The following is a 25,590-nucleotide window of genomic DNA, read 5'->3' as shown; positions in this document are numbered from 1 at the left end:
GTATTGTATCCGGATAACGTCGTGTTACCGATGTTCCTGGACATACAGGCCATTCAAGGTAGGAAATTTTTTCCGGAACTGGCGCACGCTTCTGAACAGCGCACATTGAATGACGCAAAGCTGGCCTCCTAATTGCTACATGACCTGCCTTCTTTGCGTTACAGAACTGCGCCTGCATACAGCGGCAGGCAAGATGCAAGATGGGTCGGCTCGACGGCCGCCAGGTTTCTACACGATAGAAGCTCTGCAAATACTTCTGATACAGGTCTAACCATGGATTACGAAGCAAGCGGACCGCAAGAACAGGTCAAATTCAGGACTCAGGAAGATATGCAGCCGGAGGACGCCATTTGTTTCGGCGCGTTCTCGCTGTTCCCTCGCCAGCACTTATTGTTCAAACATACCGAGCCCGTTCCCTTGGGTAGCCGTGCGATGTCACTGTTGGTAGCGCTGGCGGCCCGCCCCGGCGAACTGCTGGAGAAATCCGAGCTGCTGTCACTGGCCTGGCCCAAGGCGGTGGTCGAGGAATGCAACCTGCGGGCGCAGATCGTCGCGCTTCGCCGCGCGCTGGGTGATGCTGAGGATTTCGACTACATCGTGACGGTCCCCGGCCGGGGTTATCGCTTCACTGCACCGGTCAGGCTCCAGCAGGCCGCTGCACAGCCGGCCCCCGTCACGGAGCCGGTCAGTCCGCCGCCGGCGCTCAAGCGTCAGGTGCTGGGCCGCGACAAGCTGATCCAGCAACTGGCCGACCTGACCCGCTCGCGCCGCCTGCTGACGCTGACCGGACCTGGAGGTGTCGGCAAGACCACCGTCGCCCTCGCGGTGGCCGAACAACTGGCCCCCGGCTACTGCAACCGATTCGGATTCGTCGACCTGGCGCCGGTGTCGACCGCTCAGCCGGTGCAGGGCATGATCGCCTGTGCGATGGGGCTGAGCGCTGAAACCGAGCACCCGTTGCGCGATCTGCCGGCCAGCCTGGTGAATCAACCGCATTTGCTGGTGCTCGACAACTGTGAGCATGTGCTGGACGAAACCGCCGCCGCGGTCGAAACCCTGCTGCTCAATGCCCCGCTGTGCTGCATCCTGATCACCAGCCGCGAGCCGCTTCGCGCCGAGGGCGAATGGGTTCACGAACTCGCGCCGTTGCGTGTGCCCCACGACCATCTGGCCCTGAATGCCGACCAGGCCCTGAGCTTTGCCGGCGTCGCACTGTTCATAGCACGGGTCAAGGAACAGGACCCAGGCTTTGTCTTCGCCGACAGCGACACCGACGACGTCGCCGCCATCTGCCGCAAACTGGACGGCAATCCGCTGGCCATCGAACTGGCGGCGGCACGGGTGCGCACCTTCGGCCTGCGCGACCTGGTCGGTCTGCTCGACGGCAGCTTTCGCCTGCAGATGACCGGCCGGCGTACGGCGTTGCCACGCCAGCGTTCCCTGAGTGCCACGCTGGACTGGACCTACGGCGCCCTGTCGTCCGATGAACAGGCGCTGTTGCGCCAGCTGTCGATTTTCAATGGCTCTTTCACGCTGGAAGGAGTCATGGCGATCGTCAATATCGGGCTGCCGGACGTGCGCATGACCCTGCCGATGATCGAAAGCCTGCTCGACAAATCGCTGCTGGGCAGCGTCGAACATGACCTGGGCAAGCGCTATCGATTACTGGAGACCACCCGCCTCTACGCCCGTGAAAAGCTGTTCCAGCTCGATGACGTAGAGCGGCTGTCCTGCGCCCACGCCAACTGGGCGTTGCGCTTGCTGGACGGCGCGCGGCTGGATCTGGAACGCCTGAGCCACGATACCTGGACCCGCCGCTACGGCGTGGAGATCGACACGGTGCGAGCGGCGCTGGACTGGGCGTATTCCGCCCAGGGCAATCGTCAGCTGGGCATCGAACTGACCTTGCTCAGCTCGCCGCTGTGGCTGCGGCTGTCGCTGATCGGCGAATACTACGACTGGGTCAATCGCGGCTTGCCGCGCCATGTGGAAGTCCAACAGATGGACCGCCGCCAGCGCATGCGCCTGCTGACAGTGTCCGGCAGTATCCTGATGCTGACCTACGGTGCCGGTCAGAAAATGCGCGACGTCTGGCAGCAGGTGGGTGAGGACGCCGAAGCCCTCGATGATTCCGAACACCGCCTGCGCTCGCTGTGGGGTTTGTGGAACGACCTGTGCTGCTGCAACCGCCACGCCGAGGCGCAGCAGATCGCCGAGCGCTTCCTGGCGCTGGGCAAGGACCCGCGGGTTGCCGACTGTCTGTTGCTGGGCAAGCGCATGCGCGCCACCAGCGCCTTCTACATGGGCGATATGCAAGGCGCCGGGCAAGCCATCAATGAAGCGTTGGGCGCACCGTCGTGCCTGGCTTCGCACATCGTCGACATGCACTTCGACCAACGCATCGCGGCACAATCGCTCAAGGCGCTGATCCAGTTGCTGCAAGGCGACATCGGCCAGGCGATGCTGACCCTGGACAGCAACCTCGAACAGGCCGTAGCGCTCAGTCACCCCGCGACACTGTGGTACACCCTGACCCTGAGCGCCATTCCGGCAACCATCATGGCCGGCACCCTGCACAAGACGCGGCGCTTCCTCGACCAGTTGAAGCAGAGCACGGCCCGCCAGCCGCTGCCGATCTGGCGCGACCTGAGCCTGTGTTTCGAGAGCATCCTGGCGATTCGCGAAGGCGATGCGGCCACCGGCGTGCCGCAACTGGGCGAAGCGCTCAACCAGTTGCGCAGCAGTGCGCAAACGCCGCTGCACTCGATGCTCTACGTCGAATACGCTCAGGGCCTGGCAAGCCTGGGGCTGGAGCCGCTGGCACTGGAGACCCTGGATGAACTGCACGCCACCGCCGTGGCACGAGAAGATCGCTGGTACCTGCCGGAACTATTGCGCATCAAGGCGCAACTGATGCACAGCCAGCCGCACATGCATACGCTGGAACAGGTGCGCAAGGTGCTGTCCGACGCACTGGAAATTGCCCGTGAAGACGGCACGCATTTCTGGGCCTGGCGGATCAACACCGACCTCAACCACCTCAAGACCGTGCCGGCTACATTGCCCAACCGGCAGCGCTCGGCCATGCATTGAGTGATCCATGAGATGCAGGGCCCGAGCACAGCGCCGCTTTTGCAGGAGCGGTTTCAACCGCCAAGAGACCAGCGCAGTCAGTAAAAACGCCGAGTCCACATCGGCCCGTTCCTGGTCAAGCGGGGCGCCGCGCGGTCCGCTGCTACGGGGCGCGAGGATCAGATCAACCGATGCGCCACCAGCGCGTCCGCCACGGCCTGGAAGGTATTTTCCGGTACCGGATCGCCGGACACAGCGCGCTTGGCCACTTGCCCGGCCAGTTCGTCCACCGGCCACAGCGGGATACCCAACGGCGCTGCTTCGCGCAGCAAGGCGCTGGATTCCTCCGGCGAGGCACGGCACACCACCACCGGCACCGGGGTTTCGCCACGCACATAACGCACGCCCACCACCCAGCCGCCGGGAACGCCAATCATCAACGACGCACGCCCCAGGCCCAGCTTCGTCGCCAAGGCCTGCATTTCGCGCCGCTGGCGTTGTCGCTCGCGTTTGATGGTCGGATCGCCGTCGGCATCCTTGCGCTCACGCTTCTGTTCGCTGCGGGTCATCTTCATGTCGCGGCCGAACAGCCAGCGCTGCATCAGCACATCCACGGCGCCCACCAGCAAAAACGCCGCCAGGATAGTGAACACCAAGGGCTTGAGCACCAGATAGAACGTCGATTCGATACAGCCGGCCCCACAACGCGAGGACTCCATCAGCGCCTGCAACGCGTTGCGCCCCACGATGTAGAACGCCAGGGCCAGCATCAGCACCTTGACCAGCCCCTTGAGGAATTCCACCAGATTGCGCATCGCGAAAATGCGCTTGAAACCTTCGCCGGGGTTGATGCGCTTGATGTCCGGCTTGATCGGATCGACCGAGAACACCACCCCGCGCATGGTGATGATATTGGTCAGCACTACCGCCGCGACCGTGACGCCGACCACCGGCATGGTGATGGTGATGACGATCTGTTCGGCGTGGTCCAGCAGTCGCGGCCACACCGTAGGAAAGGGTTCGATATAGATCAGCGCCGCCAGATCGATCAACGCGGTGATCTGCGCCTGGGCACGCGGCACCAGCACCGCGATGCACAGCGTACACATCAGAATCACGATGCCGGACACCAGATCCTGACTTTTCGCGACCTGGCCTTTCTGCCGTGCATCGCGCAGCTTCTTGTCCGTGGCCGGCTGGCTTTTCTCCTCGCTGCCGCCGCTCATGTGCCGCTCGCCAGGCTCTTGAGCACTTCAACGGTGCCACGGAACTGCGCCAGCTGATCGATCATCACCGGCACCAGAAAGCCGATGTAGATCACCATCAGCACCGAGAAGAACAGGTTCTTCACCGGTAACGACAGGTCGAAGATGTGCAGGCTGGGCGCCATCCGCGACAGGTAGGCGAGCATCAGGTCGGTGATCAGCATGGAGATGATCAGCGGTGCAATCATCAGCACGCCGATGCGCATCACCTGATCGAGAATCGCCAGGATCGAGGACAACGCCGCGCTGCTGAACAGCGGCGTGAACTCGGTGACCGGCCATAGCTGGTAGCTGTGGTAATAGCCGTCGACCATCATGATGAAGCCGCCGGACATGAAGAACAGCGTGATCAGCATCACCGTCAGCAGCGTCGCCATGACGCTGGCCTCCCCTTGCCCCAGCGGGTCCAGCAGCTGCTCCATGGTCGAGCCGCGTTGCAGGTCCACCAGTTCGCCGGCCACCTCCGCCGCCCAGAATGGAATGCCGAACAGCAGACCGATCAGCAGGCCGATCAGGAATTCCTTGATCATCAGCCCGGCGAGAAAGAAGCCGTTGTGTTCCGGCATCGAGGTAAATGCGCCGAATACCGGCAGCACCATCGGCACCGAGATCGCCACCGCCACACAGCCGCGCACCATGCCGGTCAGGCCGAGGCGGTTGAAGGCCGGAGTGATGATCACCAGCCCCATGGCCCGGGACGCCGCCAGCGAGGTGGAGCTGATCACCGGGTACGCCACTTCGATGAAGGCGTTGGTCAGTTCAGCTTGCATGACGCCTCAACGTGTCCACGCCGGAAAATTGTCCAGCACCAGGCTGCCCAGTTCCGCGACCTGCCCGGCCAGCAGCGGCCCGACGAAAACGATCACCAGCAGCACCGCCACCAGCTTGACCACCTGCGGAAGCGTCTGGTCCTGGATCTGGGTCAAGGCCTGCAACAGGCCCACGCTCAAGCCGACGATGATCGCCGCGCCCAGCGCCGGAGCCGACAGCAGCAACACCGTCATCAGTGCCTGATTCATCAGCGAGAGAAATACATCCTGGCCCATGGCGTCAGCCCCCGTAACTTAGAATCAGGCCGTGCATCAAGCGTGACCAGCCGCTTAGCGCCACGAACAGAAAAATCTTCAAGGGTATGGAGATTAACGTCGGCGACACCATGGACATGCCCATGGCCATCAACACGTTGGACACCAGCAAGTCCACCACCAGAAACGGGATGTACAGCAGAAAGCCGATCTCGAAGGCGCGGGTCAGCTCCGAGCTGACGAACGCCGGAATCAGCACCACCAGATCGTCGTCACGCAGGTCGGCGCGGGCTTCGGGCGACCAGATGGTTTCGGTGGCCTGCACGAAGAACCCGCGCTCGGTTTCGTTGGCGAATTTCGCCAGGTGCGCCTGCAACGGCGGTCGCAGCGCGCTGCCCAGTTCCTCCAGCTGCTGGACGTTCTGCAGACTGATTTCCCGGCCCTGCACCTCGCGGTACATGTCGCCGATCAGCGGCGTGGTGACGTACACCGACAGAATCAGCGCGATGCCATATAACACCAGGTTCGGCGGCGTCTGCTGAACTCCCAGCGCGTTGCGGATCAGGAACAACACCACGGAAATCTTCAGAAACCCGGTCAGGGTCACTACCGCCAGGGGGATCAATCCGATGGTGGCGACAACCAGGATGATCTCGATCAGATTCGGCTGATAGCCGCTCATGGGGCATTGAATCCCAGCAGGCGCACGCCAAGGCCGTCACCGATATTGACCAGTTCCCCGCGCCCGACTCGCCGGCCATTGACCATCAGATCGACGCCTTCATGGGCGGTTGCGGTCAGTGGCAACAGGCTGCCAGGCCCCATTTCCCTGAGCTGCGCCAGTGACAGCTCGACGCTGCCCACCTGGCAGACCAGCTTGAGCGGCAAGTCGTCCAGCGACACGTCCAGATCGGAAGCAGCAGAGGTTTCGGTCATTACATCATTCCTGTCAGGGTTTACGGCTTTCAGTGGCGCCAGGCATTCCAGCCCGGCGCCGGTGCGTCGGGCATGGGTTTCAAAACGCTGGCCCTGGGCGTTGCCATTCATCAGGCGCAGCAGCAGTTGCTGGTCCGGCAGGCTGTCGAGCATCACCACGTCCCCCGGTTGCAGGCTGCGCAGTTCGCTCAAGGTCAGCGGCGCTTCGGCGGATTCCACCGCCAGCACCAGACGCAGCGCGTCAAGGGGATCGGCCAGCGGTGTCGTGTGCTGACCGAGCCAGTCAGCAATCCGCCCGGCCGCTTCCACGTTCAGATGCAGTTCGGCGATCATGGCCGGCGCTTGCCCGAGGCGGATTTGCAGCGGCACCACAATCGGATACGGCACCGCTATCGCTGCAACGCTCACCACTCGCAGCGACTCGCCGAGCAGGGCTTCCAGCGGCTCGATCCAGCTCAGCCACGCCAGCTCCAGCAGCATCGCGTCGCTGTCAGTGCGCGCCGCACGTCGCGTGGCATCCAGCCCGTCGCAGCCCGAGCGCGCATACAATTCGCCGGGGCCGCGCAGCTCAAGGGGGATGTCCCCCAGCATCAGGCCGACCACCACCGGATCGGCAACGGTCGTGCCCCCGCAGGCCCAGTTCACGCTGACCGCTTCGCCCGCCAGGGTCGACTGCCAGGTCGCGCAGCGGCGATGCAAGCGGTTGTACAGCTCAACCTCTTGCGCGAGAAAGCGCGGCAAACCCTGCAGCGGCGTCCAGTCCAGCGATGTACCGATATCACACCGGCCAGCAGACAGCCGGCTATTCATCCCGGCACTCCGGGTGCGAGACCAGAGGCGCTGGCCGGCAGCTCATCGGTTTCGTCGCGCTGTTCCCCGGCTCGCACGTCCTGGCGTACGCGCTGGTCGAGCAAGGCGTTCCACGCCAGGGTTTTCTGCTGCCGGGCCAGGTGTTCCCGCCGCAGTTGCTGGCGGGCCTGTTCTTCGCTTTCTACGCTGCGCACCGCGTCTTCGGTCTTGTCCTGCAATTGTTCGCGTTCATCGTCCAGACGCTGCAACTCATCCTGCGCCGCGTTCCAGGCGCTGACCGACAACCCTTCGCTGAAACGCCCGTAGACGTCCTCAGCTTCACGGGCCAGTTTTTCCCGGTGCAGATGCAGCGCTTCACGAGCCTTGTCCAGTTCGGTCCGGGTTTCCCGGCAGCGTACCTGCTGCGCGGCCAGGCGGCTCGATGCGCGTTGTTCGCGCAATTGACGCAAGGCTTGCAGACTGTGCAAATCAGCGGTCTTCATGGTGTTCTCCGGCCTGTACGGCCTGTTCGATTAGGGTCATGCCAGCACCTTGCGCATGCGTCCGAGCATGTGTTCGGGGCTGTCGTGCTCGTGGGCAGGCTGGCGCAGGAACGCTTCGATGGCGTCGTGCCGAGCGATGGCTTCATCGGCCAGCGGATCACTGCCGGCGGCGTATTCACCGACCTGGATCAGCAATTCGATCTGTTGTCGGCGGGCGATCAGGTCACGCATGCGCGCCGCCAGTTGTTTGTGTTCGCTGGTCGCCACCTGCTCCATCAAGCGGCTCCGGCTGCGCAGCACGTCGATGGCCGGGAAATGGTCGCGCTGGGCCAGTTCGGCGCTCAGCACGATATGGCCGTCGAGAATCGAGCGGGTTTCTTCGGCCACCGGGTCCATGGCCGCCTCGCCTTCGGTCAGTACCGTGTACAGCGCGGTGATGCTGCCTACCGGGCCAGGACCTGCGCGTTCAAGCAGCCTGGGCAAGGCCGAGAAGAATGACGGCGGATAGCCGCGACGGGTCGGCGGCTCGCCCACCGCCAGGCCGATTTCCCGCTGGGCGCGGGCGAAACGCGTCAGGCTGTCCATCAACAGCAGGACATTGCGGCCTTGATCCCGATGATATTCAGCCTGGGCCGTGGCTACGTAGGCGGCTCGCACCCGTTCTGCCGCAGGCCGGTCGGACGTAGCCACCACCGCCACGGTGCGCGCCCGGGCATCGGCGTCCAGTTGGCCTTGCAGCAGCTCGCGCACTTCGCGACCCCGCTCGCCGATCAGGCCGATGACGATCACGTCCGCATCACTGTTGCGCACGATGCTGGCCAGCAGTGACGACTTGCCGACGCCTGGTTCACCGAAGATCCCCATGCGCTGGCCCTGGCCCAGGGTCAGCAGACCGTCGATGGCCCGCACGCCAAGGGACATCGCCCCGGCAATCAACTGGCGACTGAACGGCGCCGGCGGTTCGGCATGCAGCGGGTAGCGGCGCAGCCCGGCGGCAACCGGTGCCGGGCCGTCGAGAAATTCACCCATTGGGCTAAGCACCCGACCGAGCAACGCATCGCCGACCTGCACGCCCAGTGCCTGGCCGGTGGCGATGATCTGGGTGCGGGTCGACAGGCCTTCCATGGAACCGATGGGCGACAGAATGGCGTCGTCCTCGTCAAAACCGATGACTTCGGCCGACAGCTCGCGACCGTTGCCCGGATCGCGAAGCAGGCACAGCTCGCCGATGCGCACCCCGGCGACGCTGGCCCGCAGCAACACGCCGCGAATGCTGCGCAGAGTACCGCGCATCGGCCGTGGCTGCGCGCGACGCAAGCGCTCGGTCAGGGCTGGCAGCAAGGCATTCAACACGGCATTCACGCGCTTTCTCCATCGGCCAGCGGCAGCAACGCCCGGCGCAGATTATCCAGTTGCGCGTCGAGGCCCAGTTCCACCGAGCCTGCCGGGCTGACGAGGCGCGCCTGGCCGCTTTCCAGCTGATCGTCGCCTTCGATATTCAACGCGCGCAGCGCCAGTGGTCCGGTGCTGATGCGCTGGCGCAATGGCTCCACTTGCGCGAACGGCACGAACAGGCTCAGGGTCTGGTCGACGCGAAACGCCGACAGCGCATGGGCGGTGCAGCGCAGCAGACGGTCATGCTCGTCCAGCTCGCCCAGCACCTGACGGGCAATGCCCAGTGCCAGCGATGCCAGGGACGTTTCGAGACCCGCCAGGTATTCGTCCACTTGAGCGCTGGTCTGCGCCAGCAGCAGCGCCTGTTGTTCCGCGCCTTCCTGGCGGGCTTTTTCGAAGCCTTCGTCACGGGCCTGTTGCAGCCATTGGGCGCTGTCTTCGCGGATCCGCAGGGCTTGTTCCCGTGCCGCCTCGACCATGGCGTAGCCGTCGATCCAGCGCTCGGCTTCGGCGGCACGCAGAATGCGCGCCTTGGGTTGGGTCGGTAACTCACTCATCGCGCAGGCTTCCTTGCTCAAGCGTCGCTTGCCCGGCAGCGGCGATCTCACCCGCGACGCTGCGCACCACCAGCACCTGTCTTTCGTCATGGATACCGGCTTGCAGCGCAGGGTCCAGGCGCAGCTTCAACCAGTCCCGCAGCGCTTCGGGCTGGGCCGCGAACCAGGCGCCCATGCAGGCGCTACCATCGCGATCAATGGCCTGCAAGAGCGCGGCCGGTGTGCGCAGCAGGTCCGCGGCACCGGCCAGATGACGTAGACGCAACGCCAGGTTCAGGGTGTCCATGCCCAAGGCTTCGCGGTACTCGTTGACCACTTCGCTGCGAATCTCACGGCTCAGGGTTGCCGCGTGCCAGACCGCCCCGCACAGTTTCGGCAACCGCGACAGGTCAACGTCGGGCAGCAGCAGCACCGTCAGATCCGCTGCGTCGGGCACCGGCAGGCGGTTCAGCGGCTGCAACCGGAAGTGCTCTGCCAGACGCCGCTCAATGCGCTCGTCAAAACGCCGGGAACCGCGCAAGGCGGCCAGCTGTTCGGGGCTCACCGGCCGTTCGAAACACTCGACCAGCGCCTGCGCCCGCACGAACGTCAGAGGCTGGTCGATCAGGTCGCGCCACTGCGCCATCAACAGGTCGCTCATGGCGTGTCACTCAGCACGTATTGCTCGGTAGCGCGCTTGCGTTGCCAGAACTGCCGGCCCAGCAGCCCGACCGCCAGCAGGGCGATCACCAGCAACGTGCCGAACATGAAGCGCGCCTTGGCCAAGTCGTCTTCCAGCATCCACAGACCCAGGAAACTGCCCATGCGCGCCTGGCTTTGCGCTCCGGCCGGCACTACCGCCTTGATCGCCGTGACCGACACGCCGTCATAACCCAGCCCGGAAATGCCGTTGGCCACCAGCGTCTTGATTTGCGGGATCAGCACATTGATGTCGGTGCGTGGGTCGTAGCGCACCAGCACCGAGGCCGAGGACGGTGAAATCACCCGCTTGAGCAGGTCGTTGTCCGGCAGCACCACGTGGACCCGCGCCGAGAGAATGCCGTCGATCTGCGACACGGTGTGGGACAGTTCTTCGCTCAGGGCGTAGACCATCTGCGCCCGCTCCTGCACCGGCGATGACACCAGGCCGTTGCCCTTGAACACCTCGCCCATGTTGGAAAAACTCTGGCCCGGCAGCCCCGCGTCATCGAGCACCGCCATGGCCTGGGCAAAACGTTTTTCGTCCACCACCACTTTCAGCTGTCCGTCGTCCTGAACCTTGCGCGACGCCGGGATGCCCTCACGCAGAAGCACGGCCAGCATGGCGTTGGCCTCGCGCTCGCCCAGGTTGGTGTAGAGATCGATGTCACAGGCCTGCAACAGGCCAGCGAGCATCACCACGATCATCAGGCGCAAGGCGCGGCAGCGTTTGGACATGCGTCATTGACCCTTGAGCAGAGTGTTGGCGGAACCGGAAATCTGTGTCGCGCCACGCACGACCATTTGCGTTTCGATGGAGTAGTCGAACATGCGCCCCAACGACTGCACGATCTGATCGACCTGCGGGCCGCCGACCTTGCCGGCCGGATCGGCGCCGGTCTTGAACGCATTGGCCGCTTCGCTGGTCGGCTGCGACGCCGTGCCACTGGTCATGGCGTCGGCGCGTTCGGACATTTGTCGCGAACGGTCGATGAAGCCGTCGAGCCGCTCCATCAGGTTGCTGCCGATCTGGTGCGGAGACGCGCCCTGGGGCATGCCCCTGGACGTCTCGGCCATGTGTTCGAAAAGGTTCTGGGATGCCTGGGGCACCCCGCCTCCTCCCGGCGACTGCATTGCTACAGTCGCCGGTGCTGCACCTAGTTCAAGGGACATTGATCAGTCCTTATTCGTCGTCGTCGGATTGCGCTTCTTTCAGGATTTCCTGGGCGCGCGGCATGATGATGAACTGGCCGCCGATCACCACGGCGTTGGTGATCAACGCTTCGTTGAACTCGGCATCATCGGCAGCGGACTGCTCGGCGTTATTGACCGCTGCGTCGAACTTGGCCTGCTGGGTGTTGCTGACGTCGATGTTGCTGTCTACGGCTGTCACGGACATGGATAGCGCTCCTGTTACGTTTCAGTTGAGGTGTGGGTTCAGTTATTCACGGTCGGTCGCGACCTGGGTGACGACACCGCCACGGAACACCCGCACGCCTCGCTCACGCACCACAGGTGCAGGCTCGGCGGCAGGAAGGCGATCAAGGTGCTGCTGGACCTGGGCCAGATAAGCCGGCGGGCCGGAGACGAACAGGCTGTCGCGCTCCGGGCTGGTCCGGCTGGAGAGCGGCTCACCGGCCACGTCCAGCTGTTGCAGCCAGGTCTCCAGCTCGTCCAGCTGGCTGCCCTGCAGATCGAAAGTTCGGGTGCCGACTTCATCGGCGCTGGCGATGTGCAGCACATTGCCGTCGAAGTACCAGCTCAGCTGGTTGGCATCGCACAGCCGATCAAGAAATTGCCCGGCGGTCTCGCCGCGAATGCTGCCCCGGGAATTGCCCCGGACCTTGTCCGAGAACACCACGATCAGGTTCAGGTTACGGCCCAGTTCCGCCAGCGCACCGCGCACGTCCTGATCGACCACGACATAAGCGTAAGGCTCGGCGAACCAGCCGGGTTCGCGGTTCGGCGCGGCCTGCGCGGCGGTGGCAGCGAAAACGCACAGCCACAGCGTCAGGCGGGCGGCAGTGCGCAACGGCTCAAGCCTGGAAAGTGCCATGGCGACCTCCTTCGCATTGCTCGGCCCGGCAGTGCAGCGTCCGCTGGAAATCGGCCAGATAACGGTCGCTATTCACCGCCGAGGCTTTAAGATAGCGCTCGCTTTCAGATGTCACCGGCGTCTGCAAGGCATCAATCCGCTGACCTGAACAAGAGCCCATTTCATGCCCCATCGCTCCGCTTCTGCCCTGCTGCTGGCCGGTTGCCTCGCCCTGACGGCGTGCTCGACACCACCCAAATCCGATGCCAGTTACGAGCGCTCGATGCAACTGGCCGCCGACCTGGAGAAACGGGGTGATCCGGCAACGGCCGCGACCTTCTACCAGCAAGCCACCCAGCAACCGGGAGCCGGTGCCGATACCTGGCTGAAACTGGGCGACAGCCTGCTGGCCGGCAACGACCTGCGCGGCGCCGAGCGGGCCTTTCAGCGTGCGCTGGAGCTTGAGTCCGGCAATGCCGAGGCGCTGCTGGGCCTGGGCACCGCGCAGCTGCGCCAGGGCAAACTGGAGCGCGCCGTCACGGCCCTCACTCAAGCCAGCGAAGCCACCAATGCGCCCAAGGCCTGGAACCGGCTGGGCATCGCGCAGATCCTGCGCGGTCAGGCCGAACCGGCCCAGACTGCGTTCACCCGCAGCCTGAGCCTGGCGCCCAACGACCTGGACACCCGCTGCAACCTGGCGCTGGCCTACGCGCTGGGCGGTGATCGGCACAAGGCGCTGCAGGCCATCGAGCCGGTTAGCCAGTCGCCGTTGGCGCAGTCCCGGCATCAACGCAACGAACTGCTGATTCTGGTACTGGCTGGCAGCGCGAAGGATCTGGACGCCCGAAGCTTTGACGACATTCCGGTCGCCGAACGCCAGAAGCTGCTGGCCGAAGCACGCCGCATCAAGGCCATCGACGATCCTGCCGTCCAGGCCCGCGAGCTGGGGTTGATTGACCAGCGCTGAGTTCATCGCGCCTCCCGGGTGTCGGCGCCGGCCTGCTGTTCGGCCTGGCGCCGGCGCAATTCTTCACGGTCGTACCCATCGATGTAGATCTGCGCGGCGCGGCCGACCGGTGCCGCCATGGTCGGCCCGGTCGCCCGCCCCTGAACCACGTCGGCACGCTTCTCCACCATCTGCAGCAGCAGCAGATTGTTGGCACAGCCCGGCGCCAGCAGCGGCTGGTAATCCTCACCGACACCGATCTGGTCCTCTGCCGATGGATTCAGACAGGCAATGGGCACCAGCTCGACCCGCCCGTCGCTGCGCTTGGTGGCGGTGTAGTCCGGCGAGTACCGCACCGGTTCCAGATGAGTCTTGCACCCTGCCGTGACCGACAAGGTCAGGCACAGCATCACGATGGCCGCCGGGCTTTTAAGCACTGAAATAGCGTTCATGGCAGCTCCTTGTTCTTCAATTCATGTAGAAGCCGAATGCACCGCCGCTGCGCGGCCCGGTCGACGCGGCACTGGCGCGCTGGGCATCCAGCGGCGTGGCCACCACGCGCTCGCGCACCGGCTCCACCAGATACGGGGTAATCAGAATCACCAGTTCGGTTTCGTTACGCTGGAAACGTTTGGAGCGAAACAGATTGCCCAGAATCGGCATGTCGCCGAGCATCGGCACCTTCTCCACGTCCTGGGTGCTTTCGCGCTGGAACAACCCGGCGATGGCGAAGGTCTGGCCGCTGCCTACCTCGACCCGGGTATCGGCGCGCCGCACCCGGAACGACGGCACCTGATAACCGTTGACGTCCAATGTGGTGGTGCTCATCAGGCTGCTGACTTCCGGGCGAACCTGCAGCGCGATGCGGCCATTGGGCAACAGCGTCGGGCTGAACAGCAGTGACACGCCGTACGGCTTGTATTCGATGCCCACCACTTCGCGGTTGACCGGAACCGGCACCGCCACTTCGCCACCGGCCAGGAAACTGGCGGTCTGGCCGGTCATGGCGGTGATGTTAGGTTCGGCCAGCACTTCCAGCACGCCATTGGTTTGCAGGGCTTCGAGCATGGCGTCGATATTGACGTTGCCGGAGTTCAGGCCGGCGCTGATCACATTGGTGCCGGCATCGGCCGCCAGTCCGCCGCCGGTCAGCAGCCCGAAGGAAAAGGTGCCGTTGTTGAACAACGCATTCCAGTTCACCCCGTAGCGCAACAGTTCGGAACGGGACACTTCGGCAAAGCGCACCCGAATGTTCACTTGCGCCGAGCCACCGTAGCCAGCGCTGTTGATGGCCGAATCGAAACCCTGACCCTGACTGCTCAGCAGCGCGTTGAGGTCGGTGGCTTCGCCGACACTTTGCACCAGACCCTTGGCGACCACCCGATTGCCCGAAGCGCTGATCTGCGCCTGGCTGCCGGGGTGCAGGTCTTTCAGCGGCCGACTGACCGTGGCCGTGCTGCTGTTGACCGCCAGGTTCAACGAGGCGGTTTCCCGGCCTTCACCGTCCAGGGCGATCAGGCTGGTCTGGCCCGGCGTCTTGCCGAACACATAAATGACGCCGGGCGACACCACTTGCAGGTCGGCAATGTTCGGTTCGGCAACCATCACCGAATCCACCGGAGAAGAAAAACGCAGCACACGGCCTTCGCCGGTGGCCAGGTCGATGGTACTTTTGCTACCGCGCGCGATGTCTTGGGCGGACGCCGTGGAGCAGATCAGCAACGCGCCGAGGCTCAGGTACAGCCAGCGGCAGGAACGGGACAAACAGATCATGAGGCAGTCGCCATTGGAGTGACAGCAGCGGCCTTGGCCGGACGTGCAGTGATATCGGTCAGGCTCAGAGTGCCGACCGCCTGGAGGTTGTACTCGGTGGCCAGTTCGCGGAACGACAGCACCGACAGGCGCAACTCGCCACGCACGATCAGTCGACGCATGCCGCGACGCAACTCCGGATGCACCAGCAGCACGGTGCGGTCGTTTTCCGGGAGCAGGTCGCACAGGCGACGCAACTGGCCGAGCAAGGTGCGGTTGAGTTCTTCGGGGATCGAATCGCGGGTCTTGTCCTGGCGGCGCATGGCGGTGCGCAGTTGTTCTTCAAGACTCGGCGCCAGGACAAAGGCGCTGATGACTCGATTGCGATCAGCGTATTGATGGCTGATCTGCCGGGACAGCGCCGCGCGCAGATGCTCAGTCAAGCGCCCCGGATCGCTCTCGCGACTGCCCCACTCCACCATGCCTTCCAGCAGCCCGCGGCGGTTGCGGATCGACACGCCCTCATCCACCAGCAAGCGCAGTGATTCAGCAACCCGCTGCAAGGGCATGATGCGCAGCACTTCCTTGGTCAGCTCGCCGTATTTGTCTTCGAGCCGTTCGAGAATGCCACGGGTTTCCTGAATGCCCAGGAAGTCGGCGGCATAACGACGCAAGGTCCGGTCGAGGACTTCACGCAGCACTTCATCGGCCAGCAGGAAACCGATACCGGCTTCCTGCAACTGATCGGCCTGGGACCGGGCCACCCACTGGCCCGGACGGCTGGCGATGGGTGAAGGCGCTTGCTCGACCTGCACGTCCAGCAGGTGCGCATGCACCGGGTCGTCGCGCAACAGCAGCAGTTGCCCGGAAAATTCACCTTCACTGACCGGCACGCCTTCCAGCTCGACCACAAAACGGTCTGCCGCCAGGCCGCGATCCAGGAACACTTCCGGCACCGGCACGTCGATGCCGAGGTCAGCACGAATGTCGTGACACAGGGCTTCGATGCGCTGGCGCAGCGGTTGCAACGGCGCGACTTCAGCCAGGCCGGAGCCGACACTGAGCAGCACCCGGCAGTCCAGCGGGCGTTCAAAGGATTCGGCCAGGTCCAGCGCCTGGGGTTCGGCCACCGTTTCCGGCTCGACAGGCTCGATCACTTCCTCAGGCGGCAGCACCCGCTCCCGACGCCAGAGCATGACGGCGAAGCCGCCCAATATGGCCGCCAGCGTGAGGAACACCATCAACGGGAAGCCAGGCAGAAAGCCGACGCCGACCAGGATCAGGGCAGTCAGGCCCAAGGCCCGGTAGCTGGCGCCCAACTGGTGGACGATCTCGGTGCCCAGGTCGCGCTCATCGCCGTCGCTGTTGACCCGGGTCACCACGGTACCGGCGGCGACCGAAATCAGCAGCGCGGGAATCTGGGCGATCAGGCCGTCGCCCACGGTCAGCAGCGAATACGTGTGCGCCGCTTCAGCAAACGGCATGCCGCGCTCGACCATGCCGATCATCATGCCGCCCAGCAGGTTGACGAACAGAATCACCAGGCCGGCAATGGCATCGCCCTTGACGAATTTCATGGCCCCGTCCATGGCGCCGAACATCTGGCTTTCCCGCTCCAGACGCGAACGACGGCGACGGGCTTCGCCCTGGTCGATATCGCCGTTGCGCAAGTCGTTGTCGATGCTCATCTGTTTGCCGGGCATGGCGTCCAGGGTGAAGCGCGCCGCCACTTCGGCCACCCGCTCGGCACCTTTGGTGATCACCACGAACTGCGCCACGGTAATGATCAGAAACACCACCAGACCGACCACCACCTGGCCGGCGATCACGAAGTCGCCGAACGCCTTGACGATGTGACCGGCGTCGCCGTCCAGCAGAATCAAACGGGTGGTGGTGATCGACAGAGACAGGCGAAACAAGGTGCTGAGCAAGATCAGCGGCGGCAGCGCCGAGAATTCGACCGAGTGGTTGATATAGAACGCGACGATCAGGATCAGCAGGCTCAGGGCGATGTTCAGGGCGATCAGCGCATCGACCAGGTAAGTCGGCAGCGGGATGATCATCATCGCGATGGCCATCAGCATGAACGCAACGATCACCACGTCGGTGCGCTTGGACGCCAGTTGCGCCAGATGGTTGAGGCGATTCATGAGGGTCATTGCGCGGCCCTCCGGGCGGCCAGATAACGTTTGAAGCAGTGCCGGGCTTCGTCACGGCGAGTGGCTTTCCACAATGCACGGCTGCGCAGCAACAGCAGGTTGGCGCTCTCACCTTGCAGGCTGACCAGCCGGTCCAGCGCCGCCAGCGCCCGGTCGGCGTCGCCGCTGTCGGTGAAAGCCAGCACCAGGCTGTGCAGCAGATCGGTATTGCTCGGCGCCAGCTGGATGGCGATCAACAGCATGACCAGGCCGCGCTGTGGCTGGCCGGTGCGTCGGTACAGATCGCCCAGGCCGTTGAGCAGCTCGACGCATTCGCGGTCTTGATGCGCGCTCATTCTTCGTCCACCTCGGCCCTTTGTTGCTGGAGCATCAGGCGGATGTCGATCTCTTCACGAATGAAATCCTCGGCCAGCTCGCGAATCTCAGGTTCGGCATCCAGGCTGGGCAGCACCGTTTCCAGCAGGTAGCCCAGCACCTGCAACGAACGCGCTGTGCCGAACAGTTCGGCGTTGATCGGCGCCGATTGCTCGGCTTGCTCGATGTCGCCGCGCAGGGAGCGCCGGATGCGCCGTTCGCGCTGGTTGATCAGCGCTTCGAATTGTGTGCTCTGGCGCGGATTGGCGGGCGCGACGCGTTCGACCGCCGGGAGTTGATCGGGAGTGCTGGGCAGTGCGGGACGCAGATCGACTTTCATAGGGTAAAGGCAAACCTTTCATGGCCGCGTACCAGGCGCACCTGATCGCCTTCGATGCCTTCCAGCACCCAGTTGTCGGGCAGCGTGGCGCCTGGGTACAGGCGCTTGCCGTGTTCGTCGATCACATAGGGATTGGGCCCGAACCACACCGCCTGGAAGCGCACGCGGGGTTTGGCCACAACGGCCGTGGCCTGTACCCGCGGCGTGAGCACCACGTGCTGGCCGAAGCGCGAGTCGAACGCCTGCTGGATCGCCACCCAGCGATCTTTCAGGGAAACCGGATAGCTGCCCTCGACACTGATCTGCCCGCCGTAGACACGGGTTTGCAGATGGGCAAGCTCGGCGTCACGCAACGACTGATCGAGCCAGGCGTGGGCCTGCTCGACGCTGGGCGCGGCGCCCGGCATTGCGTTGCTCGGGTGCGCGGTGCTGCCAGCGTGAATCGGCTGGGCCGGCTCGGAGCGAAAGGCAAAGGCCAGGGTGCAGAGCACCATCAGCAGCACGGCGGCAATGGCCGCCCAATGCCGCGAGGTGATTGCCATGGCGGGCGGGCTTTTCACCGCAGCGGCCGGTCGTGTGTCGCGCAGGCGCAAGCGCGCGTGACCGACACTGAGTTCCAGCGGCAGACGAGTGCGCTGACCATGGCCTTGCCTGAGGACCATGGAACCGCCATCAGGGCCGATGATGCCGACTTCGCCGCCCACGGCTTCGACCGCTACCTGATCGCCGGACATGCGCAGCACCAGGTGTTGCTCGGCAACGCCGGCATCACCCAGGATCAGGTCGGTGTCCGAAGACGTGCCGACGCGATAGACCGCTTTATCCAGGGCGAGCGACACACCCTGATGCAGGCCATCAAGAATTTCCAGCACTGCGCTGCTCGTGTCGCGAGCCGCAGAACCGGGTACGGAATTGAGGGAAACCAGCGCTGTCATGATCGATTCGCCACCGTGTGATCCACCAAAGACGGCCGTTCAGGGCCGGGCAAGAATGTCGGTCGGGCGACGGTACAGCAAAGGGCATGCGGGCAGCCTGGAGGCTGCCCACACGACAACGTCAGTTCTGCGGACGTTGTTTGGTAGCGTCGAGTTCCGCTTTCTTGGCAGTGGAGATCTCGGTGATCTTGGCCGACTTCTCAATGGCCATGTCGAAGGTAGCCGACATTTTTTCGATTGCTGCGTCAGAGTTACCGGAGCTTACTGGTGGAGTAGTAGCCATGTTGTTTCTCCAAGCTTTGGGAATGAGGAATGTGCGCCTGCCGTTGGCAAGTCAGTAACCGTTGCAAAACAGCCAGTGAACTTGGCAGTCGAACTTCACGGATGAATTCCGAACTACGACAAGGTTCGCCGCGTTGCCGAACAGATAGTACGCAGCGATAAATCCCGGTTGCTGTGAAAACTTGTGAAATCCCGTCAAGTGCCTGAATACACATTTCTCAACACCAAGTACTGGCACTCTGACACGTTACTGAGACAGAAATATCTGACTCCTTACGGAACTTTCCATCCGCCCCCGGCACGGCGGGAGGCATCCCAAACCTGGCGTGCGCCGCGGCCCTCAAGGCTTGCAGACCCGCTGTGAAATGTTGTGAAACTACCCGCTCCGCTACTTCAATAGTCATATTGACCTGTTAGTGTCTGGTTTAACGAAAGACTGTTTCCCTTCCGGGCCTGCGGCCTGATTCCAAGTTTTGACTGCCTTGCACATATGTACCGTTTGATCATCCGCCACTGTCGGTGCGTCTGCGCCCTGCACTCGCGCTCATGAACAACGTACCCGGCAATAACAACAGGAGTTTCCAGGATATGTCGACGCCCCCGATCACTCGCCTGCCCGGCTCGGTATCACCCGCATCCGCTAACACCAACCCCAAAGCCCGCTTCACCCATGTGCTGCAGGCCAGTGCGAAGAACAATCCTCAATACCGACCTGCGACTGCCGATGAAAAAGCTCCGGACCTGGCGGACTACTCATCCATCGAGAAACCCGGCACTGTCGCGGCCGATACCATCCGTTTCATCACCGCCAAGGGCGATCAGGTGCTGGTTTACAAATCCACCAGCCCTGCGCTGTATCAGCAAGTGGTCGACGATCAATCGCGGCTCGCCGGCTTCAAGGACAGCCTGGCAGCGGGTTATGAGCTGGCCGCAGGCGATGCCGCCGCACCCGAAACCCTCACCGGCTACAAGGCCATCGGCGCTCCTGATGAAGTCGGTCCGGGTCTGATTCGCTATGAGGCGGCCGACGGCAAGAAAGTGATCGTGTCTCAGGAGAAGAGCCCGGAGTTGTACGAGCAGCTGACCTCCGACTTCAAGGCCTTGTCGGGCGTCGCCAGCAGCCAGCAGGACGGTTATGCCGTCGCCGGCCCCGACAGCGAGCCGCCGAGCAAACTGTCGGACTTCTCGGTGGTCGGCCCGCCGGACGAAGTCGGTCCCGGCGTGATGCGTTATGTCGACAAGGACGGCAACAAAGTGGTGGTCGCCGAGCGCGACAACCCGTTGATGTATCAGGCGGCAAAGGATGCCTACGCCAGCCTCTCCGGTTTGAGCAGCAGCGAGGCCGACGGCTATCGGGTAGCCACCGACAACGAAGTCTGGCCGCCGGTATTCGGCACCACAGTCGGGCCGCCCAACGAGGCCGGGCCCGGCAACATTCGCTTCGAGCATGACGGCAAGAAAGTCATCGTGGCGGCGGACACCAATCCGCAACTGTTCGAATACCTGACGGCACTGCAAAGCGTGGTGTCCGACCCGGACAAGCGCAGCGCTCTGGAGAACGCTGTCAACGACGGCGCCACCCTGGCTGATCGCAACACCCCGCTGCCCGACCTCAATGACGTCACCAATTTCGACTGGATAGTGGGTCAGGAAGGCAGCCAGATCAGCTACAAGACCCAGAGCGGCGAACATATCGTGGTCTGCGCAGCGCTCACCCCGGATCTGTTCGAGAAGGTCACTACCCTCAACGACGCCTGGACCAAAATCCACAAGAGCGAAGAAGAAGGCTACAAGCTGGCGGGCGAGCACGATTTCATCAAGGGCGACAACTTCGTCGTCGGCTCCCCGGACGAACTGGGCTCCGGGCTGATCCGCTATGAAACCAGCGAAGGCAAGTTCATCGTCTCCCAGGACCAGAGCCCGCAGCTGTATGACGATGTGGTGGAAAAATGGAACGAGCTGGGCACCGGCAACATTGGCGACACGCGCAGCAAGCACAACCTGCCACCGGTGGAAGAGCTGGACCTGATGGGTCAGAAGACCGGGGTCAAGGCCGACAAGGACGACAAGAATTCCGAGGAACTGAATGTCGGAGAACTGGCCACCAAGGAATTGCTGGACCAGTACCGCGCAGGTGTCGAAGACGGCTCCATCGCCAAGGATGACCCACGGGCCAAGCTGGTGCGGGCCATCGAGGCCCAGGCCGCCTATGACAACGGCCGTGGCCTGACCGGCTACGAAGAGGAACAAGGTGCATTCGGCGGCACCTGGCGAGAGTTCGACAGCGAGCAGACGCAACTGACCTCGGCCGACATGCACGACATCATCGACGGCGGCAAGCTTCAGGAACAACTGACCACCCTCTTCTCGGACCCGACGATCCAGAAGGACTACCAGACCAAGATGACCGAGGCGCTGGATAAGGTCCCCAACAAAGACGAGATCAAGCAGAAGCTGCTGGACCTTACCGCCAACCCCGATTACGTGCTGTACCTCAAGGATCTGCAGAGCCAGGGCCTGGGCCAGGAAGCCCAGAAAGACCTCAGCGACACCCTCTCCTCGCTGGCGCTGGTCGATCCCGAGGCCGCCAGCAAGGCCGCGCAATCGATCCAGGCCGACGGGCTGACCAGCGACCTCAATGATCTGGTGGCCGATCCGTCGAAAATCAGTGATGAAAACAACGCACTGGCGGTCAAGGACCTGTTCGGCCTGCTCAAGAGTGAACTCAAGGGGATTCTGGTCGACCTGCCGCGTTTCATGCAGCCGACGTTCGAGAAATTCATCCAGGAAGGCGTGGTGGGTAACGCCAAGCCTGCCGACATCGCCAAGGCGCTCAAGGAAGTCGGTGACGCTTACCAGAAAAACGGCAAGGTGACCGAAGCGGACATCAAGACCGCGCTGTCCAAGCCGTACATCCCGGTGGCCGACCGCGGCAAGATCGGCGAGATTTTCAATACCCTCAACAGCAAGGGTGTGATGGGCTCGGTGGCGGCCGGCGTTTCCCTGTTCTCGGCGATTTATCAGATGGTCGGCAACGGCGGCAAGCTCGGCGAAACCCCTATCCAACGCCTGAGCATCGCCAAGGATTTCATCAGTTTTGCCGGTGCTGCCAGCCACTTCATCAAGATGGGCGATGCGGTCGCCGACCTGATGGGCAAAGGTGGCCTGGTGGATATGCTGGGCCTGGACAAAACCCTGCCGGAAATCTGGGGCAAGGACAACTTCAGCAAGGCCAAGGAAGTGCGGGTCAGCGGTATCTCGGCCAATAACCTGACGGAAATTCGCACGGCCCTGGACGCGACCGACGATTACAAACTCAGCTCGACCCTGGGCGACATGGCCGGCGGCCCTGAAGCCGAGCGCCAGGCCATGGGCGGCATCACCCAGCGTCTGGACGATGCGGTGCAAGCCACGACCGGGACCAAACTGGCGGCGGGCACGGCCAGCAAGATTGCCGGTTCGGTGGTCAAGGTGCTGGGGCCGGCGACGGACCTGGCCGGTGGTTTTGCCGACATCGTGCTGGGCGCGTTCACCATCAAGGATGGCGTCAAGTCCGGTGACAAACTGGCCCAGGCCGCCGGTGGACTGCAGATTGCCGGCGGTGCGTTCGGTGCGTCGGCCGGGGTTCTGGGCGGCGCGGCGTTGCTCGGCGCGGGTGCTGGCGCGGGTGCGGCAGCGGCGGCACTGGCCGGGCCATTCTTTCTGGTCGGGGTGGTGATCGCGGTGGTTGGCGGGATCATTGGTTACTTCGTGGATCACAACAAGAAACAGAAGGCCAGCGAGAAGGAAAACGACTGGTATCGCGACCTGGCCGCCGATGGTTTGCTGCAAAGCGACTGGGGCGACAAGGTGGAATACGCGCATTATTCCATCCACCACTACCGCGAACGCGAAGCGCCGGAGGATGACAGCCTGTTTCGTTTCCAGAGCGCCGAATGGGAACACTTCGATGACACCCCGCAGAAGGATGGTTCATCGACCAATCGTCTGGATGGCGGGCTGCACGTTGAGTTCGGCGAAACTCACAAATCGCCGGATCAGCAGAAACGGGATGAGCTGAGAGACGCGCCGCGCTGGACCGGGCCGAAGGTGTGACCTCAGCCGGTTCTGGCAGGAGCCACCGGGGCGGCGTTCCGCCCCGCTGGCGAAGAGGTCGGTGCAACCAGCCTGGAACACCGCCTTCGCGAGCAAGCTCGCTCCTGCAGGTTTGGGACGTGTTTGATTTATGGGGATTCCCGGCGCCGTTGGATCTGCCTCACAAACTCGAGCGTAGCGGCACTTCGTGACGGGAAGCTTCGGCCGTAACGCCGTCCTGGCCGACCATTTCATCGTGGGCCACGGCCTGGACCAGGAACAATCGGGCATCCGGGACGCCGGACAGTACCTTGCGTGCTTCCTCGACTGAAGCCAGGTGCAAGGGCTCGCCGTGCGGGTCGTCGATGGGCACGGATCGCTCGCCCACGAGCGCATGCAGCGCGTAGGAGCCACCTTCAATGGAAACCAGGTTGATCTCGTGAATCTCGCCCGCTTTGACGTGACGGGTCAGTGTGTCGATATTCAAAGTCGTTCCTCCAAAGGCATCGAAGTATTCTGGGCCTTGTAGAGATGGATCGTGGCTGCGGACGAACGTTCATCGGCAATGACCGACGACACGTACGTCACGGGCTGACCGCGCTTTCTTCCACCAGCCGGTCCGCCGAGTACCAACGGTCACGGCCCTTGTGCTTGGCCACATACAGCAAGGCGTCCGCCGCCTTGATCATCGACGCCGGAGTGACCGACTCGTCTCCGGGCAGGCTGACCATCAACCCGGCACTGGCAGTCACCTGGCCGGACGGATGATCGACATGTTCGATCCCCAGTTCCCGTATCGCGTCGAGAATGTCCTGAATGATCCGCCCCGCAGCCTTCCCATCGGTGCCGGGCAGCAGGATAGTGAATTCCTCGCCGCCGTAGCGCACCACCAGGTCGGCGGGGCGCCTGACGGTCTGCTTGATCACCCGCGCCACGCGGCACAGGCACTCGTCACCGGCCGGATGGCCGTACCGGTCGTTGAAACGCTTGAAATAGTCGATGTCCAGCATGGCCAGGGCCAGCGGGCTGCCTTGGCGCTTGGCCCGGGCGATTTCCACGTTGAGCACCATGTCCAGCCGCCGGCGATTGCCCAGGCCGGTCAGGCTGTCGGTGAGCGCCATGTCCCGCACCGCCTGATGCGCACGACGGATCTCCTGTTCCATGTGCAGGCGCTCCTGCAACTGCCGCAGCACCACCACCCCCAGTCCACCGAGGCCAGCCAGCAGGGTCAGGAGGATGAAGCCGGTCTTGATCACGTCGTTGCGCCAGGCCTGGACGATGAATTCCCGCGAAAGGCCGGCTTCCACCACCAGCGGGTAGGTGTCGAGCTGGCGGTAGCCGTACAGGCGCCGGGTGCCGTCCACTACGGCGCGGACCTCGGCGACCCCGGAACTGCTTCTGGGCAGATACTGGGTAAAGATCTCACTGTCGGCCAGGCTTTGGCCGATGACGGAAGCATCGAACGGCCGACGGGTCAGGATCGTGCCGTCTTTCATGGCAAGGACCAGCGCGCCCATGTGGTCGATCTTGAAGTCGCCGTAGTAATCCACGAAGTAGCTGACCCTGACCGTACCCAGCAGCACTCCGGCGAAGGAACCGTCCGGCGCATTGAGCCTGCGGGAGACCGGAATGATGTAGTCGTCGGTGGAGCGACTCTTGACCACCGCGCCGATGCGCACCCTGTCGTCGAGGTGAGTGCGGTGGTAAATGAAGTAATCGCGGTCGGCGTTATTGGCGTTGCTCGGCGTGATGTCCTTGTCGGTCACGACCCACCTGCCTTGCGCATCGTAGACGAACAGGCCATGCAGCTGCGGAAGGATCGCCGCCTGTTGCTGGAGCAAGGCATGGACGCGCGGCACGTCGATATTATTCATGCCGTCGCCTTCAAGCCGCTCTCCCAAAAGCGCGGTCAGCGCATCGACCTGGCGGATCGCGTCTTCGGCATGCTGCGCCGTGGCGCGTGCCAGGTTGGTCACCGAGTCGTGGGCAGTCTCGAATGCATGCCGGTAATCGCGCCAGATCCGCCAGCCTTCGACCACCGCGAACATCATCACCACCAACACCATGAACGCAACGGTCAGGTGAAACAGCGCCCGCGAGCGCTGCGCCCCCAGGCCCAGGCCTTCGTCGGTGGAATCGTCGGCCGCAGCCTTGTTTTCATGTCGTCGCATAGCAAACCCGGTCAGTGACCTGAAAATTCCAAACGGCTGACGATGACCTGCGTCACCGTCTCGGACGGGTCGAGCTCAGAGCTTGCCGATTTCCCCGGTTGCTTCTCCAATGGTGGCCAGTGTTTCTTCTATCTCGAGTATCGCCGCGGCAAGCTTGGCGAACGACTGGCGGATGGCTTCACGATCATCGACGGTCTGATGGCCGCGCAGCCGGTCTACCCGATCCAGTTCCCAGCGCTCCAGATCCTGGACACCGGCACGTAGCTGTTCAAGCGTAGCCCATACCGCCTCGAAGGGTGGGTGACTGTCATTCATGGCTGCC

The 25,590-nt window shown here is 63.5% G+C and carries 27 protein-coding genes; 4 read left to right on the top strand and 23 right to left on the bottom strand.

What is annotated here, in order from left to right; genetic code table 11:
- Window positions 1-273 precede the first annotated feature (273 nt).
- Entirely contained in the window at window positions 274-3,093 is a 2,820-nt protein-coding gene (locus tag EGJ27_RS01595; RefSeq protein ID WP_125828960.1) for a winged helix-turn-helix domain-containing protein, read from the top strand.
- A gap of 158 nt (window positions 3,094-3,251) precedes the next feature.
- Here the strand turns inward: EGJ27_RS01595 and EGJ27_RS01590 are convergent, their stop codons facing one another.
- From EGJ27_RS01590 to EGJ27_RS01530, 13 genes are all read right to left on the bottom strand, one after another.
- Window positions 3,252-4,298 carry an EscU/YscU/HrcU family type III secretion system export apparatus switch protein gene (locus EGJ27_RS01590; protein ID WP_125828959.1) on the bottom strand — a complete coding sequence of 349 codons (1,047 nt, stop codon included), beginning with the start codon at window positions 4,296-4,298 and terminating at the stop codon, window positions 3,252-3,254.
- Window positions 4,295-5,107 (bottom strand): type III secretion system export apparatus subunit SctT, encoded by an 813-nt coding sequence (gene sctT, locus EGJ27_RS01585; RefSeq protein WP_125828958.1) that lies wholly within the window; start codon window positions 5,105-5,107, stop codon window positions 4,295-4,297. Before sctT ends, EGJ27_RS01590 begins: the two co-directional genes overlap by 4 nt.
- 6 nt (window positions 5,108-5,113) lie before the next feature.
- Window positions 5,114-5,383 carry an EscS/YscS/HrcS family type III secretion system export apparatus protein gene (locus tag EGJ27_RS01580; RefSeq protein WP_125828957.1) on the bottom strand — a complete coding sequence of 90 codons (270 nt, stop codon included), beginning with the start codon at window positions 5,381-5,383 and terminating at the stop codon, window positions 5,114-5,116.
- A gap of 4 nt (window positions 5,384-5,387) precedes the next feature.
- Window positions 5,388-6,044 (bottom strand): type III secretion system export apparatus subunit SctR, encoded by a 657-nt coding sequence (gene sctR, locus EGJ27_RS01575; protein ID WP_125828956.1) that lies wholly within the window; start codon window positions 6,042-6,044, stop codon window positions 5,388-5,390.
- The gene (sctQ, locus tag EGJ27_RS01570; RefSeq protein ID WP_125828955.1) at window positions 6,041-7,108 is read right to left on the bottom strand and encodes a type III secretion system cytoplasmic ring protein SctQ; all 1,068 of its coding nucleotides are present in this window, start codon (window positions 7,106-7,108) and stop codon (window positions 6,041-6,043) included. Before sctQ ends, sctR begins: the two co-directional genes overlap by 4 nt.
- The gene (locus EGJ27_RS01565) at window positions 7,105-7,590 is read right to left on the bottom strand and encodes a hypothetical protein (RefSeq protein ID WP_125828954.1); all 486 of its coding nucleotides are present in this window, start codon (window positions 7,588-7,590) and stop codon (window positions 7,105-7,107) included. The genes sctQ and EGJ27_RS01565 overlap by 4 nt, the downstream gene beginning before the upstream one ends.
- A gap of 36 nt (window positions 7,591-7,626) precedes the next feature.
- Window positions 7,627-8,883, bottom strand: a complete 1,257-nt coding sequence (locus EGJ27_RS01560) for a FliI/YscN family ATPase (protein ID WP_256672645.1) — start codon at window positions 8,881-8,883, stop codon at window positions 7,627-7,629.
- A 65-nt stretch (window positions 8,884-8,948) separates the two neighbouring features.
- Window positions 8,949-9,542 (bottom strand): FliH/SctL family protein, encoded by a 594-nt coding sequence (locus EGJ27_RS01555; protein WP_125828952.1) that lies wholly within the window; start codon window positions 9,540-9,542, stop codon window positions 8,949-8,951.
- On the bottom strand, window positions 9,535-10,182 hold the full coding sequence (locus EGJ27_RS01550; RefSeq protein ID WP_125828951.1) for a type III secretion protein: 648 nt from the start codon (window positions 10,180-10,182) through the stop codon (window positions 9,535-9,537). Before EGJ27_RS01550 ends, EGJ27_RS01555 begins: the two co-directional genes overlap by 8 nt.
- A complete protein-coding gene (gene sctJ, locus EGJ27_RS01545; RefSeq protein ID WP_125828950.1) occupies window positions 10,179-10,958 on the bottom strand; it encodes a type III secretion system inner membrane ring lipoprotein SctJ in 780 nt (259 codons plus the stop codon). Before sctJ ends, EGJ27_RS01550 begins: the two co-directional genes overlap by 4 nt.
- 3 nt (window positions 10,959-10,961) lie before the next feature.
- On the bottom strand, window positions 10,962-11,393 hold the full coding sequence (locus EGJ27_RS01540) for a hypothetical protein (protein ID WP_256672616.1): 432 nt from the start codon (window positions 11,391-11,393) through the stop codon (window positions 10,962-10,964).
- A 10-nt stretch (window positions 11,394-11,403) separates the two neighbouring features.
- Window positions 11,404-11,619, bottom strand: coding sequence for a hypothetical protein (locus tag EGJ27_RS01535; RefSeq protein ID WP_125828949.1), 216 nt, complete (start codon window positions 11,617-11,619; stop codon window positions 11,404-11,406).
- 42 nt (window positions 11,620-11,661) lie between these two features.
- On the bottom strand, window positions 11,662-12,276 hold the full coding sequence (locus EGJ27_RS01530) for a type III secretion protein (RefSeq protein ID WP_177522902.1): 615 nt from the start codon (window positions 12,274-12,276) through the stop codon (window positions 11,662-11,664).
- Between EGJ27_RS01530 and EGJ27_RS24750 the strand changes: the two genes are divergently transcribed.
- Window positions 12,275-12,424: a hypothetical protein gene (locus EGJ27_RS24750; protein WP_158619312.1), complete on the top strand. Its 150-nt coding sequence runs from the start codon at window positions 12,275-12,277 to the stop codon at window positions 12,422-12,424. The genes EGJ27_RS01530 and EGJ27_RS24750 overlap by 2 nt on opposite strands.
- Before the next feature lie 15 nt (window positions 12,425-12,439).
- On the top strand, window positions 12,440-13,222 hold the full coding sequence (locus tag EGJ27_RS01525; protein WP_125828948.1) for a tetratricopeptide repeat protein: 783 nt from the start codon (window positions 12,440-12,442) through the stop codon (window positions 13,220-13,222).
- 2 nt (window positions 13,223-13,224) lie between these two features.
- On the opposite strand, the gene EGJ27_RS01520 is transcribed toward EGJ27_RS01525, so the two are convergent.
- The 7 genes from EGJ27_RS01520 to EGJ27_RS24835 all read right to left on the bottom strand — a co-directional run bounded on the left by EGJ27_RS01520 (window position 13,225) and on the right by EGJ27_RS24835 (window position 19,024).
- Window positions 13,225-13,653, bottom strand: coding sequence for a hypothetical protein (locus tag EGJ27_RS01520; RefSeq protein WP_125828947.1), 429 nt, complete (start codon window positions 13,651-13,653; stop codon window positions 13,225-13,227).
- 16 nt (window positions 13,654-13,669) lie between these two features.
- Window positions 13,670-14,974, bottom strand: coding sequence for a type II and III secretion system protein family protein (locus EGJ27_RS01515; RefSeq protein WP_125828946.1), 1,305 nt, complete (start codon window positions 14,972-14,974; stop codon window positions 13,670-13,672).
- Window positions 14,971-17,112 carry a type III secretion system export apparatus subunit SctV gene (sctV, locus tag EGJ27_RS01510; protein WP_125828945.1) on the bottom strand — a complete coding sequence of 714 codons (2,142 nt, stop codon included), beginning with the start codon at window positions 17,110-17,112 and terminating at the stop codon, window positions 14,971-14,973. Before sctV ends, EGJ27_RS01515 begins: the two co-directional genes overlap by 4 nt.
- A complete protein-coding gene (locus tag EGJ27_RS01505) occupies window positions 17,109-17,447 on the bottom strand; it encodes a type III secretion protein (protein WP_125828944.1) in 339 nt (112 codons plus the stop codon). The genes sctV and EGJ27_RS01505 overlap by 4 nt, the downstream gene beginning before the upstream one ends.
- Window positions 17,444-17,806 (bottom strand): hypothetical protein, encoded by a 363-nt coding sequence (locus tag EGJ27_RS01500; protein WP_125828943.1) that lies wholly within the window; start codon window positions 17,804-17,806, stop codon window positions 17,444-17,446. Before EGJ27_RS01500 ends, EGJ27_RS01505 begins: the two co-directional genes overlap by 4 nt.
- The gene (locus EGJ27_RS01495; RefSeq protein WP_125828942.1) at window positions 17,803-18,741 is read right to left on the bottom strand and encodes an FHA domain-containing protein; all 939 of its coding nucleotides are present in this window, start codon (window positions 18,739-18,741) and stop codon (window positions 17,803-17,805) included. Before EGJ27_RS01495 ends, EGJ27_RS01500 begins: the two co-directional genes overlap by 4 nt.
- A gap of 121 nt (window positions 18,742-18,862) precedes the next feature.
- Window positions 18,863-19,024, bottom strand: coding sequence for a hypothetical protein (locus tag EGJ27_RS24835; RefSeq protein WP_177522901.1), 162 nt, complete (start codon window positions 19,022-19,024; stop codon window positions 18,863-18,865).
- 587 nt (window positions 19,025-19,611) lie between these two features.
- On the opposite strand from EGJ27_RS24835, the gene EGJ27_RS01490 reads away from it, so the two are divergent.
- Complete coding sequence (locus EGJ27_RS01490) at window positions 19,612-23,118, top strand: hypothetical protein (protein WP_125828941.1); 3,507 nt, start codon at window positions 19,612-19,614, stop codon at window positions 23,116-23,118.
- Between the two features lie 160 nt (window positions 23,119-23,278).
- Here EGJ27_RS01490 and EGJ27_RS01485 read toward each other — a convergent pair whose 3' ends face one another.
- From EGJ27_RS01485 to EGJ27_RS01475, 3 genes are all read right to left on the bottom strand, one after another.
- Window positions 23,279-23,584, bottom strand: coding sequence for a DUF6482 family protein (locus tag EGJ27_RS01485; protein ID WP_125828940.1), 306 nt, complete (start codon window positions 23,582-23,584; stop codon window positions 23,279-23,281).
- A 97-nt stretch (window positions 23,585-23,681) separates the two neighbouring features.
- Window positions 23,682-25,268, bottom strand: coding sequence for a sensor domain-containing diguanylate cyclase (locus EGJ27_RS01480; RefSeq protein WP_125828939.1), 1,587 nt, complete (start codon window positions 25,266-25,268; stop codon window positions 23,682-23,684).
- Window positions 25,269-25,343: 75 nt separating this feature from the next.
- Window positions 25,344-25,583 carry a hypothetical protein gene (locus EGJ27_RS01475; protein WP_125828938.1) on the bottom strand — a complete coding sequence of 80 codons (240 nt, stop codon included), beginning with the start codon at window positions 25,581-25,583 and terminating at the stop codon, window positions 25,344-25,346.
- Window positions 25,584-25,590: the final 7 nt, after the last annotated feature.

Origin of the sequence: Pseudomonas sp. v388 (genome assembly GCF_003935425.1) — a bacterium.
Lineage (GTDB): Bacteria > Pseudomonadota > Gammaproteobacteria > Pseudomonadales > Pseudomonadaceae > Aquipseudomonas.
Note: the sequence above shows the minus strand (reverse complement) of the source record. Positions and strands in the feature narration are given on the sequence as shown.